General features: G+C 62.5%; 15 protein-coding genes and 1 rRNA gene. 9 read left to right on the forward strand and 7 right to left on the reverse strand.

Features of this window, described 5'->3' with window-relative positions; all coding sequences use genetic code 11:
* Together ACFW0B_RS07045 and tyrS are read right to left on the reverse strand one after the other, a co-directional pair.
* Positions 1-95, reverse strand: a 16S ribosomal RNA gene (locus ACFW0B_RS07045); the annotation flags it as partial.
* A gap of 504 nt (positions 96-599) precedes the next feature.
* Positions 600-1,799: a tyrosine--tRNA ligase gene (tyrS, locus tag ACFW0B_RS07050; protein WP_449147224.1), complete on the reverse strand. Its 1,200-nt coding sequence runs from the start codon at positions 1,797-1,799 to the stop codon at positions 600-602.
* Positions 1,800-1,982: 183 nt separating this feature from the next.
* Between tyrS and ACFW0B_RS07055 the strand changes: the two genes are divergently transcribed.
* Together ACFW0B_RS07055 and ACFW0B_RS07060 are read left to right on the forward strand one after the other, a co-directional pair.
* Complete coding sequence (locus tag ACFW0B_RS07055; RefSeq protein WP_449147225.1) at positions 1,983-3,422, forward strand: peptidoglycan DD-metalloendopeptidase family protein; 1,440 nt, start codon at positions 1,983-1,985, stop codon at positions 3,420-3,422.
* A gap of 4 nt (positions 3,423-3,426) precedes the next feature.
* Complete coding sequence (locus ACFW0B_RS07060; protein WP_449147226.1) at positions 3,427-4,518, forward strand: anhydro-N-acetylmuramic acid kinase; 1,092 nt, start codon at positions 3,427-3,429, stop codon at positions 4,516-4,518.
* A 57-nt stretch (positions 4,519-4,575) separates the two neighbouring features.
* Here ACFW0B_RS07060 and erpA read toward each other — a convergent pair whose 3' ends face one another.
* On the reverse strand, positions 4,576-4,926 hold the full coding sequence (gene erpA / locus ACFW0B_RS07065; RefSeq protein ID WP_151131559.1) for an iron-sulfur cluster insertion protein ErpA: 351 nt from the start codon (positions 4,924-4,926) through the stop codon (positions 4,576-4,578).
* Positions 4,927-5,077: 151 nt separating this feature from the next.
* Positions 5,078-6,112, reverse strand: a complete 1,035-nt coding sequence (argC, locus tag ACFW0B_RS07070; RefSeq protein ID WP_449147227.1) for an N-acetyl-gamma-glutamyl-phosphate reductase — start codon at positions 6,110-6,112, stop codon at positions 5,078-5,080.
* A 133-nt stretch (positions 6,113-6,245) separates the two neighbouring features.
* Here argC and hemJ point away from each other — a divergent pair, with 133 nt between their 5' ends.
* The 4 genes from hemJ (at position 6,246) to ACFW0B_RS07090 (ending at position 9,755) form a co-directional block, all read left to right on the forward strand.
* Positions 6,246-6,671, forward strand: a complete 426-nt coding sequence (hemJ, locus tag ACFW0B_RS07075) for a protoporphyrinogen oxidase HemJ (RefSeq protein WP_449147228.1) — start codon at positions 6,246-6,248, stop codon at positions 6,669-6,671.
* Positions 6,672-6,691: 20 nt separating this feature from the next.
* Complete coding sequence (locus tag ACFW0B_RS07080; RefSeq protein WP_449147229.1) at positions 6,692-7,654, forward strand: NAD(P)H-dependent flavin oxidoreductase; 963 nt, start codon at positions 6,692-6,694, stop codon at positions 7,652-7,654.
* A gap of 216 nt (positions 7,655-7,870) precedes the next feature.
* Positions 7,871-8,911, forward strand: coding sequence for a DUF805 domain-containing protein (locus ACFW0B_RS07085; RefSeq protein ID WP_449147230.1), 1,041 nt, complete (start codon positions 7,871-7,873; stop codon positions 8,909-8,911).
* A 55-nt stretch (positions 8,912-8,966) separates the two neighbouring features.
* Positions 8,967-9,755 (forward strand): SDR family NAD(P)-dependent oxidoreductase, encoded by a 789-nt coding sequence (locus ACFW0B_RS07090; protein WP_449147231.1) that lies wholly within the window; start codon positions 8,967-8,969, stop codon positions 9,753-9,755.
* A 6-nt stretch (positions 9,756-9,761) separates the two neighbouring features.
* Here ACFW0B_RS07090 and ACFW0B_RS07095 read toward each other — a convergent pair whose 3' ends face one another.
* The gene (locus ACFW0B_RS07095) at positions 9,762-11,243 is read right to left on the reverse strand and encodes an AAA family ATPase (protein ID WP_449147232.1); all 1,482 of its coding nucleotides are present in this window, start codon (positions 11,241-11,243) and stop codon (positions 9,762-9,764) included.
* A 90-nt stretch (positions 11,244-11,333) separates the two neighbouring features.
* On the opposite strand from ACFW0B_RS07095, the gene ACFW0B_RS07100 reads away from it, so the two are divergent.
* Positions 11,334-11,672, forward strand: a complete 339-nt coding sequence (locus tag ACFW0B_RS07100) for a histidine triad nucleotide-binding protein (RefSeq protein ID WP_449147233.1) — start codon at positions 11,334-11,336, stop codon at positions 11,670-11,672.
* 117 nt (positions 11,673-11,789) lie between these two features.
* The gene (coq7, locus tag ACFW0B_RS07105) at positions 11,790-12,437 is read left to right on the forward strand and encodes a 2-polyprenyl-3-methyl-6-methoxy-1,4-benzoquinone monooxygenase (RefSeq protein ID WP_449147234.1); all 648 of its coding nucleotides are present in this window, start codon (positions 11,790-11,792) and stop codon (positions 12,435-12,437) included.
* A gap of 61 nt (positions 12,438-12,498) precedes the next feature.
* On the opposite strand, the gene speD is transcribed toward coq7, so the two are convergent.
* Complete coding sequence (gene speD / locus ACFW0B_RS07110; protein ID WP_449147235.1) at positions 12,499-13,293, reverse strand: adenosylmethionine decarboxylase; 795 nt, start codon at positions 13,291-13,293, stop codon at positions 12,499-12,501.
* A 249-nt stretch (positions 13,294-13,542) separates the two neighbouring features.
* A complete protein-coding gene (locus ACFW0B_RS07115; protein WP_449147236.1) occupies positions 13,543-13,968 on the reverse strand; it encodes an OsmC family protein in 426 nt (141 codons plus the stop codon).
* Positions 13,969-14,194: 226 nt separating this feature from the next.
* Here ACFW0B_RS07115 and crp point away from each other — a divergent pair, with 226 nt between their 5' ends.
* Positions 14,195-14,839 (forward strand): cAMP-activated global transcriptional regulator CRP, encoded by a 645-nt coding sequence (gene crp, locus ACFW0B_RS07120; protein ID WP_377696703.1) that lies wholly within the window; start codon positions 14,195-14,197, stop codon positions 14,837-14,839.
* Positions 14,840-14,864 lie beyond the last annotated feature (25 nt).

A 14,864-nucleotide genomic window follows, 5' to 3' on the forward strand; every position in this document is an offset into this window, starting at 1 on the left:
TCGCCGGCATCCCGAAGGACCCGCTGCCGCTCGACTTGCATGTGTTAGGCCTGCCGCCAGCGTTCAATCTGAGCCATGATCAAACTCTTCAGTTCAATACTGCTTGGGTTTTGAGAAAACCCTAAACTTGGCTCAGCAATCGCAAATAAACTCTCGAATTCACGAGTGTTACTTGTGTTGCTGATAATCAGTCGACTATCAGTCTTACCTCACAAGCACCCACACGAATTGCTTGATTCAGTTGTTAAAGAGCATTTCGATCAAGCCTTTCGTCTCAACCGAGGCCGCGCATTCTACGCTAGCCGTTCTTACTGTCAAGCTCTTTTTCGAAATTTTCGTTTCTACTCAAGCGCTTGCGCTTCCGATCCGATTCGCTCTTCTCGTCAGCGGGAGGCGCATTCTACAGCGTTCAAACTCGCTGTCAACACCTCCGGTTCAGCTTCATTCGCCAGCGGCGAACTTCTCGAAGCGAACCCTTCCAACACCTCGCCAAGAACTTAACTCATTGATCTACAAGGAGTTTTGCGTGGCGGTTGCGCCGGAAGTGGGGCGCATTATAGGGATGCAGAATCTGCCGTCAACACTTTTTTGAAACTATCTTATTCGGTAGCCAGAGAGACGCGCGCGAAAGACTTCTTGCCCGCCTGCAGCACATGGACCGCCCCCAGCCTGAAGATGAAGCTGCGATCCACAACCTGGCCGTCCACGCGCACGCCGCCGGAACCGAGCAGGTCGCGAGCAACAGCAGCGTTCTTCACCAGACCTGCCTTATTAAGGACGGAGGCAATGGGCATGTCATCGGAAGAGGCCAGCTGAACCTCCGGGAGATCGAGCGGCAGCTCACCTTCCTTCATGCGATTGCCCGCGGAACGGTGCGCTGTCGCCGCAGCCTCTACACCATGAAAGCGAGCAACGATCTCTTCAGCCAGCTTGATCTTGATGTCACGAGGGTTGGCACCAGCCTCGACATCGCGCTTGAACTGCTCGATCTCATCCATGGAGCGAAAGCTCAGTAGCTCGAAGTAACGCCACATGAGCTGGTCAGGGATGGAGACCAGCTTGTTGTACATAACGCCTGGCGCTTCCTGGATGCCTACGTAGTTGCCCAGGGACTTGGACATCTTCTTCACGCCATCCAGGCCTTCCAGCAACGGCATGGTCAGGATGCACTGGGACTCCTGCCCATAAGCGCGCTGAAGTTCACGCCCCATCAGCAGGTTGAACTTCTGGTCAGTACCACCCAGCTCGACATCCGCACGCAGCGCAACGGAGTCATACCCCTGCACCAGCGGATAGAGGAACTCGTGGATGGCGATGGGCTGGCTGGTGTTGTAGCGCTTGTTGAAGTCGTCGCGTTCGAGCATACGGGCAACCGTGTACTGGGACGCCAGGCGAATGAAGTCCGCTGGGCTCAGCTTGTCCATCCAGGTGGAGTTGAATGCCACTTCGGTCTTGGCCGGATCGAGGATCTTGAACACCTGCGCCTTGTAGGTTTCGGCATTCTCCAGAACCTGCTCGCGGGTCAGCGGCGGGCGAGTGGCACTCTTGCCACTAGGGTCGCCAATCATCCCGGTGAAATCACCAATCAGGAAGATCACCTGATGGCCCAGCTCCTGGAACTGGCGCAGCTTATTAATAAGGACGGTGTGACCAAGGTGAAGATCGGGAGCCGTCGGGTCGAAGCCCGCCTTGATGCGCAGCGGCTGGCCACGCTTGAGCTTTTCTACCAGCTCGGACTCGACCAGGACCTCTTCCGCACCGCGCTTGATCAGCGCCAGCTGCTCTTCAACCGACTTCATGACAGGACTCGTAGACCGTTGGATGGACAAAAGGGGAACCAACCATACAAGATCGCGAACTAATTACAAGTTTTGCACCCAGCACCATGCCAGTCAGCGGAAGACAGCATCCCAAGGTTGCCTATGGCGGATTTTGATTATATTTTAGGCAGTTAGTTCACATTCCAAAAAACACCACACGCCATGACGCATTCAGTACCCAAAGCGCCGCCGTATCCGAAGAGCCATTTGCTGGCTGCAAGCGGTGTGGCTGCGCTGCTCAGCCTGGCCCTGCTGGTGTTCCCGTCTCGCGAGGTCGAGGCGAAGAAGACCTTCATCAATCTGGAGCTGGAGAACGGCTCGGAGATGGTGATCCAGGAGAAAGACGATCTCCGACCAGGATCCGTCACTGGGGATGAGGGTATCTCGCCATTCACCAGGATCGAGAACCCAGCTGAAAACCAGAACAGCGCCGGAAAAGACGCGGACAAGAAGAAAGAAGAGACCACCGACCTCGCTACCAAGCAGACGCCTACCGATCCCAGCCTAAAGACTGTGACCGTGGGCAATGGTGACACTTTGTCCACCGTGTTCGCCAAGGTCGGCCTGTCCGCAAACGTTCTGCACGACGTCCTCAACAGCAGCAAGAACGCCAAGCAGCTCAGCCGCCTCAAGGTTGGCCAGCGCTTCGAATTCAAGCTGACTCCCAGCGGAGAGCTCGAGAAGATCAGCACCAAGCTGAGCAGCCTCGAGAGCGTTCACCTGGAAAAGACTTCCAAGGGTTACGCCTTCAAGCGTGACCTGATCAAGCCGGAGCTGCGCTCGGCTTATGCCCGTGGCGTGATCGACAGCTCCCTGTTCCTGTCGGCCAAACGCGCCGGTCTGTCCCATGACCTGGCCATGGATCTGGCCAACATCTTTGGCTACGACATCGACTTCGCCCTCGACATCCGTGAAGGCGACGAGTTCGAGATGATCTACGAAGAGAAAGTGGTCGATGGCAAGAAGGTGGGCAGCGGGGAAATTCTCGCCGCGCGCTTCACCAACCGTGGCAAGACCTTCACAGCTGTCCGCTACGTCGACAAGCAGGGCACGGCCAGCTACCTGCGCGGTGATGCCACGGCCATGCGCAAAGCCTTCATTCGCACCCCGGTGGACTTCGCCCGCATCAGCTCGCGCTTCTCCAACGGCCGCCGCCATCCGATCCTGAACAAGATCCGTGCGCACAAGGGTGTGGACTACGCCGCTCCCCGGGGCACGCCGATCAAGGCTACCGGCGACGGCAAGATCGTCCTGGCAGGCCGCCGCGGTGGTTACGGCAATGCGGTGATCATTCAGCACGGCAGCAAGTACAAGACGCTCTACGGCCACATGCAGGGCTTTGCCAAGGGTATCCGTACCGGCGGCAGCGTGAAGCAGGGCCAGATCATCGGCTACGTGGGCACGACGGGTCTTTCCACCGGCCCGCACCTTCACTACGAGTTCCAGGTGAATGGTGTACACGTCGATCCGCTGGGCGTGAAACTGCCGATGGCGGATCCGCTGATGGCCAGCGAGAAGAAGCGCTTCCTGCAGATGAGCAAGCCACTGATGGCGCGCATGGACCGCGAAAGAGCCACCATGCTGGCCCTGAACAAGCGCTGACCCTATGCCGCGCTACCTTGGAGTGATGTCCGGGACCAGCCTTGATGGCCTGGACATCGCTCTGGTCGAACAGACCGACCGCATCACCCTCCTCGATACCCACTACATTCCCATGCCGGGCGCGCTGCGCCGTGAGCTTTTGGCGCTTTGCGCGTCCGGCCCTGACGAGCTGGCCCGGGCAGCCCTGGCGGAGAACGGCTGGGTCGAACTGGCCGCCGCGGGGATCAACGCCCTGCTGGTCCGCAACAACCTGGGGGCCCGGGACATTCGCGCCATCGGCAGTCACGGCCAGACCGTGCGCCATGAGCCAGCACGCGGGTTCACCATCCAGATCGGCAACCCGGCCCTGCTCGCCGAGCTCACCGGCATCACCGTGGTTGGCGACTTCCGCCGACGTGACGTCGCAGCGGGCGGCCAGGGTGCGCCGCTGGTTCCGGCATTCCACGAATTCCTGTTCAGCAACGCGAACTGCAACCGCGCCGTGCTCAATGTCGGCGGCTTCAGCAACCTGAGCCTCATCGAGCCTGACAAGGCAGTGCATGGATTCGATTGCGGTCCAGGCAACGTCCTGCTGGATGCCTGGATTCATCTCCAGCGCGGCGAGAGCTACGACCGCAATGGCGACTGGGCGGCCAGCGGCACCCTGCAGCAGAAGCTGCTGGACACCCTGTACGGTGATAGTTTCTTCTCGACACGGGGCCCCAAGAGCACCGGCCGCGAGCTGTTCAACCTCGGCTGGCTGCAGTCCCACCTGGCGCGCCTGCCCCGCTTCAAGCCCGAGGACGTACAGGCCACGCTGCTGGAGCTCACTGCGCGCAGCATCATCGAGTCCCTCCGGGCGGCACAGCCCAGGACTGATGACCTGCTGGTCTGTGGCGGCGGTGCCCACAATCGGCAACTGATGCTGCGTTTGGCTGCCCTGTTGCCGGGAACCCGTGTCAGCAGCACTGCAGATTTTGGCGTGGATCCGGACTGGGTCGAGGCAATGGCCTTCGCCTGGCTCGCTCACTGCTGCCTCGAAGGCATTCCCACCAATCGCCCCAGCGTCACCGGCGCCAGGGGGCTGCGCGTTCTCGGCGCTATCTACCCGGCCTGAGCCACAAATGAAAACGCCGCGCCCAGGGGCACGGTGTTTCTGTGTTCGGCCGGAAGGTCAGATCGAGAAGGACGAACCGCAACCGCAGGTGGTGGTGGCATTCGGGTTCTTGATGACGAAACGGGAACCCTCGAGGCCTTCCTGGTAATCCACTTCGGCGCCCGCAAGGTACTGGAAGCTCATCGGATCGACGACCAGGCTCACACCGTCGCGCTCGACAATGGTGTCATCGTCCGACACGTCTTCATCGAAAGTGAAACCGTACTGGAAGCCCGAACAACCGCCACCGGTCACGAAGACACGGAGTTTAAGGCGCGGATTGCCCTCTTCATCGATCAGGTTCTTCACCTTGTTGGCCGCACCTTCGGTGAACATCAGGGCTGAAGGGGTGAAGGTTTCGACGCTCATGCTGCAACTCTCCCGGCTTGACGCCGCCATACTGCGCTAAGGCGAGGCATTATCCGCTTACCCTAGAAAACTGGTCAACTATTAAGCGATTCGACACGGCCAACAGGCCGAAGTGCGACGCCGGCGAGCAAGTCGCCGGCGCCGATGGACATCAGGGCAGCAATGCTGCGTGGGACAGGCCCAGGCGCTCGTCGAGGCCGAACATGATGTTGAGGTTCTGAACCGCCTGGCCCGATGCGCCCTTGACTAGGTTGTCGATCACCGACAGCACCACCACCAGATCGCCGCCCTGGGGACGATGCACGGCGATACGGCAGACGTTGGCGCCGCGCACGCTGCGGGTTTCCGGGTGGCTGCCGGCGGGCATCACGTCGACGAAGGGTTCATTGGCGTAGCGCTTCTCGTACAGCGCCTGCAGGTCCACGCCCTTGTCCACGACGTTCGCGTAGAGGGTCGCATGGATGCCACGGATCATCGGCGTCAGGTGCGGCACGAAGGTCAGGCCGACCTGGCCACCGGCTGCGCGGCGCAGGCCCTGGCTGATTTCTGGCAGGTGGCGGTGACCTTTCACCGAGTAGGCCATCATGCTCTCGCCGGCTTCGCAGAACAGCGAGCCCACCTTGGCGCCACGGCCGGCGCCGCTGACGCCGGACTTGCAGTCGGCGATCAGTCGGCTGGTATCGGCCAGGCCGGCTTCCAGCAGCGGGATGAAACCAAGCTGGGTGGCGGTGGGGTAGCAGCCGGGAACCGCGATCAGGCGGGCGCCCTTGATGGCTTCGCGGTTCACTTCCGGCAGGCCGTAGACAGCCTCCGGCAGCAGCGCCGGGGCACCGTGGGGCTGGCCGTACCAGTTGGCCCATTCTTCGGCATCCTGCAGGCGGAAGTCCGCGGACAGGTCGATGACGCGAGTGCCGGCATCCAGCAATTCGCCGGCCAGGGCATGGGCGACGCCATGGGGCGTGGCGAAGAAGACCACATCGCAGGCGCCCAGGGTGGCCACGTCGGGCACGCTGAACGCGAGGTTGTCATAGTGACCGCGCAGGTTCGGATACATGTCGGCGACCTTCACCCCAGCCTCGGATCGCGAGGTGATCACCGCGACCTCTACCTGCGGATGCTGAGCCAGCAGACGCAGCAGTTCGACACCGGTGTAGCCCGTGCCGCCGACGATTCCGACCTTGACCATCACTTGCCCCTCAAAGAACCGATTGGAAAGCTGCCGATGATAAGGCCGCATCGGTCAGGGGCCAACCGCCGAGGTGACGTGCGGCCCATCCAGCCTCTACTATCCGGGCAATCTGCCCGATGGAAACCAACCCATGCTCTACCTGTGGCTCAAGGCACTGCACATCATCGCCGTCATCTGCTGGTTCGCCGGCCTCTTCTACCTGCCGCGCCTGTTCGTGTACCACGCCATGGCAGAGGACCAGCCCAGCCGCGAACGCTTCAAAGTGATGGAGCGCAAGCTCTACCGCGGCATCATGGGCCCCTCGATGATCGCCACCCTGGTCTTCGGCATCTGGATGCTCTACCTCAACTCCGCCTGGCTGAGCCAGGGCTGGCTCCATGCCAAGCTCACACTGGTGGTGCTGCTGATCGGCTATCACCATGCCTGCGGTTCGCTGCAAAAGCGCTTCGCCCAGGACGAAAACCGTCGTGGCCACGTGTTCTACCGCTGGTTCAACGAAGTCCCGGTGCTCTTCCTGATCGCCATCGTCGTCCTGGTGGTGGTCAAACCCTTCTGACCTGACAAGAGGATTGCCAGATGTCTCTGCCCGCCCTGCTCGATCAACGTCTGCGCTTGCCGGTCGTGGCTGCGCCGATGTTCCTGGTGTCCAACCCCAAGCTGGTCCTGGCGTGCTGCAACAACGGCATCGTCGGCAGCTTCCCGGCCCTGAACCAGCGGGAGAGCAGTGGCTTCCGCGCCTGGCTGGAGGAAATTGAAGCAGGCCTGGGGGAGGACGCCGCGCCCTTCGCGGTCAACCTCATCGTCCACCACAGCAACCCGCGCCTGCAGGCCGACCTGGCCATCTGCGTGGAGAAGCGCGTCCCGATCGTCATCACCAGCCTGGGCGCGGTGAAGGAAGTGGTGGACGCCGTGCACAGCTACGGCGGCCTGGTGTTCCACGACGTGACCACCCGCCGTCATGCCGAGAAAGCTGCGGAAGCCGGCGTCGATGGCCTGATCGCAGTTGCCGCCGGCGCCGGTGGCCACGCCGGGACCTGGAGTCCCTTCGCCCTGATCGCCGAGATCCGCCAGTTCTTCGACAAGACCCTGCTGCTCGCCGGCTGCCTCAACCACGGCCACGAGATCTTCGCCGCGCAGATGCTCGGCGCCGACCTGGCCTATCTCGGCACCCGCTTCATCGCCACCCAGCAAAGCGACGCCGAAACCCGCTACAAGCAGATGATCCTCGACGCCCGCGCGGCCGACATCATCCACACCCCGGCAGTCTCCGGCGTCCCTGCCAGCTTCATGCGCCAGAGCCTGGAAGCTGCTGGCTACGACATGAAGCGCCTCGCCGACAAAGGCGACATCAACTATGGCGAGAAGCTCAAGCCGGTGAGTGACGAGGCCAAGGCGTGGAAGACCGTGTGGTCCGCCGGCCAGGGGGTCGGCAATATCCGCGACCTGCCGACGGTGGACGAACTGATCGCCCGCCTCGACCAGGAATATCGCGCCGCACGCGACAAGGCCGGGCAACTGGAGCAGCGCTGGGCCCGATAAGGCGGCCCCCCATTACCGCTGCGGTGGCAACGGGTGGACCGAACCGTTTTTGCCCAAGACAACCTCTACATCCGCAGTGCCGCCCGGGAGCGCCTGGTCGGCCCCCTGGCGCGTCCCGAGCCCTATGGGATTTGTGCGCCAGGCCGCTTGTGCCGTGGGCCGTAGCGCAATTACGCTGTGCCATCATCATTTTCTGTCGTCGACAAGGATGCCCGCATGACCGAAGCCCGTTACAAGATCGTCTTCGATGGTCAGCCAATGCCCGGCGTGGCATTGGAAACCGTCAAGGAAAACCTCGCCCGCCTGTTCAAGAGCGACGCCGACAAGATCGAAAGCCTGTTTCGCGGCCGCAGCGTCGCCCTGAAACGCGACCTGGTGGAAGCCGAGGCGAACAAGTACCTGGCCGCATTGCAGCGGGCGGGCGCCAAGGTGCGCAAGGAGCAGGAGGCCTCCGCAGGGCTGAGCCTGGCGACCTCGGCGGACCACCCGGAACCGGCGACCGTTGCAGCTGAATCTACAGCCGCTGCCAACGAAAGCATGAGCTGCCCGAAATGTGGCCATGAGCAGCCGAAAGCCGCTGAATGCCGGGCCTGCGGCATCATCGTCGACAAGTACCTGGCCCGCCAGGCGCAGCTGGCCCAGGAAGCGCCCCGGGAAAGCACCTCCAACGACGGCAGCGTAGCCACTTCCCCCTACGCACCGCCCCAGGCCCAGGTGGGTGAGCAGCTACCGGAATATGGCGAACTGAAGGTCTTCGGCACCAGCGGCCGGATTGGCCGGGTTCGTTACCTCGGCTGGAGCATGGCGATGATGCTGGCCTTCCTGCCCATCGGCGGCGTGATCCTCGGCAGTTTCGCGCTTTCCGATGCCCTCGCCGGCCTGCTGACGATTGCCGCCTGCCTTGCGCTGGTGGTCGTGAGCGTCTGCCTCGGTGTACAGCGCCTGCACGACATGGGCTGGTCGGGTTGGCTCTGGCTGTTGAACTTCGTCCCTGTCGTCGGCAGCGTGTTCGCCCTGCTGATGCTGTTCATGCCGGGTACCGATGGCCCCAACCGCTATGGCCCGCCCCCGCCGCCCAACAGTCGCGCGGTGAAAGTGCTGGCCTGGCTGGTTCTTCTTGTGCCGGTTATCGGTATAGTCGCCGCCATTTCGATACCGGCCTACCAGGGCTACCTGATGCGCGCCCAGATGGGCGATGCCGCCAGCTTCGAGCAGCCCATCGAAGCCCCCGCCCTGGAACGCGAGTCCGCCGAGTAAGCAACCTCCCGGGGCCGGCGCTGTCCAACCCGGCCCCGTTACGGAGAACCTCCAGATGCCCCGTTATGCCCTGATCACCGGCGCCTCCAGCGGTATTGGCCTGGCCATGGCCGAGGCGCTGGCACGCCGGGGTCGGCACCTGCTGCTGGTGGCCCGGCAGCGGGATGTGCTGGAGAGCGTTGCTTGCGAGCTGACCCAGCGTTTCGGTGTGGAGGTGCTGTTCCGCTACTGCGACCTGGCCGAGCCCCTGCAGGTGTCCGGGTTGTTGATGGACCTGGAACAAGGGGAGCGGGAGATCGACCTGCTGGTGAACAATGCCGGCATCGGCACTTCCGGAGCCTTCGTCGACCAGGACTGGGGACGCGAGCAGGAGCTGATCGAAGTGAACATCCTCGCCCTTGCCCGCCTTTGCCACGGCATTGGTGGCCTGATGGCGCGCCAGGGCGGCGGCCAGATCCTCAATATCGCCTCGGTGGCCGGCTTCCAGCCCGGCGCCTGGATGAGCAACTACTACGCCAGCAAGGCCTACGTGCTGAACTTCACCGAAGGACTGCGCGAGGAACTGCGTCCGCGTGGCGTGAAAGTCTCGGTGCTGTGCCCGGGCCCGACTCGCACTGCCTTCTTCCGCGGTGCCCACATGCAGGTCGGCAGCCTGGAAGGCAGCAAGCTGATGATGAGCCCGGAGGAAGTGGCGCTGATCACCGTACGCGCACTGGAGAAGAACCGCGCCATCATCATTCCCGGCTGGCGCAACCGGCTGGCCGCCCTCCTCCCCCGTCTCGCGCCGCGCTGGCTGGTGCGCCGCGTACTGGGTCAGGTCATACGCCGCTTCGCCCAGCCCTGAGCGGCGTCAGTCGGCTTTCACGCAACGGCCGTTCGCCCAGGCCCGCAGGCTCGCAAGATGCTCAGCCATCAACACCGATAGCGGCGCGGTGCCCTTGATCTCACGCAGCAGCAGCGCCTGGTCGGCCGGGCATTGCTGGGCCTGCGCCGCATAGAGCATCCCCACCACCGCCTGCTCGATCTCCGCGCCGGAGAAACCATCGCTGGCGGCCACCAGTTGATGCAGGTCGAACTGTGCCGGGTCGAGTTCACGGCGCCCCAGGTGGATTCGGAAAATCTCCGCACGGACTTCAGGCTGCGGCAGGTCGACGAAAAACAGCTCGTCGAATCGGCCCTTGCGCAGCAGCTCCGGCGGCAGCCGGTCGATGGCGTTGGCGGTGGCCACCACGAATACCGGTGCCTTGCGCTCGGCCATCCAGGTCAGCAGCGTGCCCAATACCCGCTGGCTCACGCCGCCATCGTGGTCGCCGCTGGCCAGCCCCTTCTCCACTTCGTCCATCCACAGCACGCAAGGCGCCATCTGCTCGGCGAGCTTCAGGGCCTCGCGCAGGTTGCGCTCGGTCTCGCCGAAGAACTTGTTGTACAGGCAGGCGAAGTCCAGGCGCAGCAACGGCAATCCCCAGAGACCAGCGACTGCCTTGGCCGCGAGACTCTTGCCGCCGCCCTGCACACCGACCAGCAACACGCCCTTGGGCCGGTCCAGCGGCTTTTCCTCCAGCACCGCAGCCTGGCGCTCGGCCAGCCAGCGTTTGAGGTTGGTCAGACCGCCCACTTCGGCGAAGCGCGCCGTTTCGTATTCGAAGCTGAGTACGCCGTCCAGGTCCAGCAACTGGAACTTCGCCTTGTTCAGTTCCGGCAGGTCTTCCTGGGTAATGGCGCCGTCATCGCAGATCACATTGCGCGCCAAGGCGCGGGCTTCTCCGTGGCTCAAGCCACGCAGGTTCTTCACCACCTGCTGCAGGGTGCGATTGTCCGTACGGACCCGCGCGCCGCGATTGCGCTCGCTCCAGCGCGCTGCTTCCTCGCGGACGATGCTCAACAATTCATCCTCACTGGGCAGCGCCAGGTCGAAGCGCGCGGCATAGCGCTGCACCTCCGGCGGCAGCTTCAGGGCGTGGGACACCAGCACCAGCGTTGGCTTGTGATTGCCCTCGGCCATCGCTACTTCCTTGAGCAACCGCACCACCCTGGGGTTGTCGGCGAGGAAGGGATGCAGGTCGCACATCACGTACAGGTTGGGTTGCGGGTCGGCCTTGATCAGCCTGAGTGCGGTTTCCGGCTCGCGGCTGTCCCCTTCGCCCAGGCTGTCGCCACCGAACCCCAGCCGCTGGAGTCCCTCGCTGACCGCCCAGGTGAAGAGCCCGAGCCCGCGTTTGACCGCCAGGCTGGTGAGGGTTTCCAGCACCCGGCGCTCGTCCCAGGACTCGATAAGGATCAGCTTCACGCGCGAATCCAGCACCAGGCCGAGGTCGTGGATGTCGTTCTTCACAGGGGCTCCTTGAGAGGTTCGGCCGGCGCTGGCCGGGGCTTTCGCTCACCGTTAAACTCGGGACCTCTTATAACAGGCCGGAGAATTCCCGTGGACTGTCTGTTCTGCAAAATCGCCGCCGGGCAAATTCCCGCGCGCAAGCTCTATGAAGACGATCACGTCGTCGCCTTCCACGACATCGCGCCGCAAGCCCCCGTGCACTTCCTGGTAATCCCGAAGAAGCACATTCCCACCCTCACCGACCTCACCGAAGACGACAAGGCCCTGGTTGGCCATATCGCCTATACCGCCCAGCGTCTGGCGGCCGAACAGGGTTGCGGCGAAGGCTTTCGCCTGGTGATGAACTGCAATGAGCAAGGCGGCCAGACCGTCTACCACATCCACATGCATGTGCTTGGCCAGCGCCAGATGCATTGGCCTCCGGGCTGATCGGCCAGCGTCATCGGGGCGGGAAGCCTCCCGCCCGTCAGCCCCGGCCTGACGCCAGTCAAGCCTTGGCCATGGCCTTGCGGTAGAATGCCCGCCGACGTCCCACGGAGGTGCCGCATGGCCAGCGAACGTTCCTACTCCCCCGCCGACCGCCTGCTGTTGCAGGCCGATGCCGCACTGCGCACCCTGCTGCCGTTCACGGGCCAGCCATTTCGCCCGTCCCCGGCCGAAGGCCAGCCCGACGCCGAACTCAAGCCCGAGGATGCCCGCCATATCGCCGGCCTGATGCGCATCAACCATACCGGCGAGGTCTGCGCCCAGGCGCTTTACCAGGGCCAGGCACTGACCGCCAGGCTGCCTGAGGTGCGCGAAGCCATGGAGCACGCCGCCGAGGAAGAGATCGACCATCTGGCCTGGTGCGAACAGCGTATCCGCGAACTGGGCAGCCGTCCGAGCATCCTCAATCCGGTCTTCTACGGCCTGTCCTTCGGCGTCGGTGCCATGGCCGGCCTGATCAGCGATCGCGTCAGCCTGGGCTTCGTCGCCGCCACCGAGGACCAGGTGTGCAAACACCTCGACGAACACCTCGAACAGCTGCCGGCGGACGATGCCCGCTCCCGCGCCATCCTCGAACAGATGCGCATCGACGAAGAACAGCACGCCACCAGCGCCCTGGAGGCCGGCGGCCTGCGCTTCCCGGCACCGGTCAAGTTCGGCATGACCCTGCTCTCCAGGGTCATGACCAAGAGCACCTACCGGGTCTGATCCCCGCAAACGAAAAAAGGCGCCATCCGGCGCCTTTTTTTCTTTCCCGCGTCGAACCGCCTCAGTTGGGCATGTTGCGCGCGTAGAAGATTTCCAACATCTCGTGGCGGACGCGCGCCTCGACTTCCTTGCGCTGCTCCGCAGTCAGGTTGCGGGTGGCGTCGCCGAACAGGTAGTTATCCAGCTCGAAGTTCTTCAGCAGCATCTTGGTGTGGAACATGTTCTCCTGGTACACGTTGACGTCCGTCATCTGATAGGCGTCCCGGGTGTCCTCGGAGAGGTAGTTCTGGATCGAGTTGATCTCGTGGTCGATGAAGTGCTTCTTGCCTTCCACGTCACGGGTGAAGCCGCGCACGCGGTAGTCGACAGTGACGATGTCCGAATCGAACTGGTGGATCAGATAGTTGAGCGCCTTCAGCGGGGAAATCACGCCGCAGGTGGAAACATCGATGTCCACGCGGAAGGTGGCGATACCCGAAACCGGATGGATTTCCGGATAGGTGTGAACGGTGATGTGGCTCTTGTCCAGGTGCGCCAGGATGGTTTCCGGCAGCGGGCCCGGAGATTCCTCGATCTGGCTTTCGGTGGGCGTAACCGGTTGCTCGGAGATGAGAATGGTCACGCTCGCGCCCTGGGGATCGTAATCCTGGCGGGCGATGTTGAGGATGTTGGCACCGATGATGTCCACCACGTCGGTGAGGATCTGGGTCAGGCGCTCGGCGTCGTACTCTTCGTCGATGTACTGGACGTAGGCCTGCTGGTCCTCGGGGGTCTCCGCGTAGCAGATGTCATAAATGTTGAAGCTCAAGGTCTTCGTCAGGTTGTTGAACCCGTGGAGCTTGAGTTTGCTATTCACCGTTGAGAGCTCTCTTTGCATATGCGGCTCTGCCGCGTGGTTGAGCATGCCCGTCAGAAGCGCACGACACTTCTGCGTAGGACGGTTTACACCTCTTCGCGTTGGCGATTGTGGTCGTATTTTCGGGGCCCGGAGCCCCGGAATCCGGAAGGGGGCGAATTATGCAGTCGACGGGCGCCGTCTGCCAGAGTTTGCCGCGCAAATATGATGGCCGGATGTCGTTATCCGGCCATTCGTCGGAAGCTGCTATCAGGCGCCCAGTTCGACGATTTCGTAATCATGGGTGATCTCGACGCCGGCGCGGCCGAGCATGATCGAGGCGGAGCAGTATTTCTCGGCGGAGAGTTCCACTGCGCGCTTGACCTGGGCTTCCTTCAGGCCACGGCCCTTCACCACGAAATGCACGTGGATCCTGGTGAAGACCTTGGGGTCTTCGCTGGCGCGCTCGGCTTCGAGGAAGGCTTCGCAGCTCTCCACCGGTTGGCGGGATTTCTTCAGGATGGAAACCACGTCGAAGTTGGTGCAGCCGCCGAGGCCAAGCAGGAGCATTTCCATGGGACGCACGCCCAGGTTACGGCCACCGGCCTCCGGCGGGCCATCCATCACCACGGCATGGCCGCTACCGGATTCGCCAAGGAACATGGCTTCGCCAGCCCATTGGATGCGTGCTTTCATCGCCTGAAACTCCGCTTGAAAAAAGGTGCGGTAGCTTATCACAGCGCATTTTCCATTCCGGTTCTCAAATAGTTCCCGGGCAGGTGTTAGGTGCGTCGCAAAATCACATTGTCGAAACAGGGACGTCTGTTAAGCTGGCGCCGGTTTACTGGCACACTTGGCACCACAACAATTAAAAAATTGCCTGTTGGACAAAGGCTTACCTTCTCTTTTTCGGGACTCGGGCATGGTCGCAATTACCCTCACACCAAAAATAAAAAGCCTGGACAAACTACTGGCGCATTGTCACCGCCGCCGTTATACGGCCAAAAGCACCATCATCTATGCGGGCGATCGCTGCGAAACTCTCTTCTTCATCATCAAGGGCTCCGTCACCATCCTGATCGAGGATGACGATGGCCGCGAAATGATCATTGCATACCTCAATGCCGGGGACTTCTTCGGCGAGATGGGCCTGTTCGACAAGGAAGGCACGGAAAAGGAACGCAGCGCCTGGGTCCGGGCCAAGACGGAATGCGAAGTGGCGGAGCTGAGCTACGCCAAGTTCCGCGAACTCACCCAGCAGGACCCGGAAATCCTCTATGCCCTGGGCAGCCAGATGGCCGACCGCCTGCGCAACACCACGCGCAAGGTGGGTGACCTGGCCTTCCTCGACGTGACCGGCCGCGTGGCGCGCACCCTGCTCGACCTGTGCAAGCAGCCCGACGCCATGACCCACCCCGATGGCATGCAGATCAAGATCACCCGCCAGGAAATCGGCCGCATCGTCGGCTGCTCCCGCGAGATGGTCGGTCGCGTGCTCAAGAGTCTGGAAGAACAGGGGCTGGTGCATGTGAAGGGTAAAACCATGGTGGTCTTCGGTACTCGCTGAGGGTGTCGGGACCACAAACGAAAAA

The organism is Metapseudomonas phytobenefica (assembly GCF_043392685.1).
Classification (GTDB): Bacteria; Pseudomonadota; Gammaproteobacteria; order Pseudomonadales; family Pseudomonadaceae; genus Metapseudomonas.

Bases quoted from the DNA above. Each gene is read 5' to 3' on its own strand.
- ACFW0B_RS07055 (WP_449147225.1), top strand. From the start codon at position 1,983: ATGACGCATTCAGTACCCAAAGCGCCGCCGTATCCGAAGAGCCATTTG.
- tyrS (WP_449147224.1), bottom strand. From the start codon at position 1,799: ATGAAGTCGGTTGAAGAGCAGCTGGCGCTGATCAAGCGCGGTGCGGAA.
- ACFW0B_RS07080 (WP_449147229.1), top strand. From the start codon at position 6,692: ATGTCTCTGCCCGCCCTGCTCGATCAACGTCTGCGCTTGCCGGTCGTG.
- ACFW0B_RS07115 (WP_449147236.1), bottom strand. From the start codon at position 13,968: ATGAAAGCACGCATCCAATGGGCTGGCGAAGCCATGTTCCTTGGCGAA.
- coq7 (WP_449147234.1), top strand. From the start codon at position 11,790: ATGGCCAGCGAACGTTCCTACTCCCCCGCCGACCGCCTGCTGTTGCAG.
- ACFW0B_RS07085 (WP_449147230.1), top strand. From the start codon at position 7,871: ATGACCGAAGCCCGTTACAAGATCGTCTTCGATGGTCAGCCAATGCCC.
- ACFW0B_RS07060 (WP_449147226.1), top strand. From the start codon at position 3,427: ATGCCGCGCTACCTTGGAGTGATGTCCGGGACCAGCCTTGATGGCCTG.
- hemJ (WP_449147228.1), top strand. From the start codon at position 6,246: ATGCTCTACCTGTGGCTCAAGGCACTGCACATCATCGCCGTCATCTGC.
- erpA (WP_151131559.1), bottom strand. From the start codon at position 4,926: ATGAGCGTCGAAACCTTCACCCCTTCAGCCCTGATGTTCACCGAAGGT.
- ACFW0B_RS07090 (WP_449147231.1), top strand. From the start codon at position 8,967: ATGCCCCGTTATGCCCTGATCACCGGCGCCTCCAGCGGTATTGGCCTG.
- crp (WP_377696703.1), top strand. From the start codon at position 14,195: ATGGTCGCAATTACCCTCACACCAAAAATAAAAAGCCTGGACAAACTA.
- argC (WP_449147227.1), bottom strand. From the start codon at position 6,112: ATGGTCAAGGTCGGAATCGTCGGCGGCACGGGCTACACCGGTGTCGAA.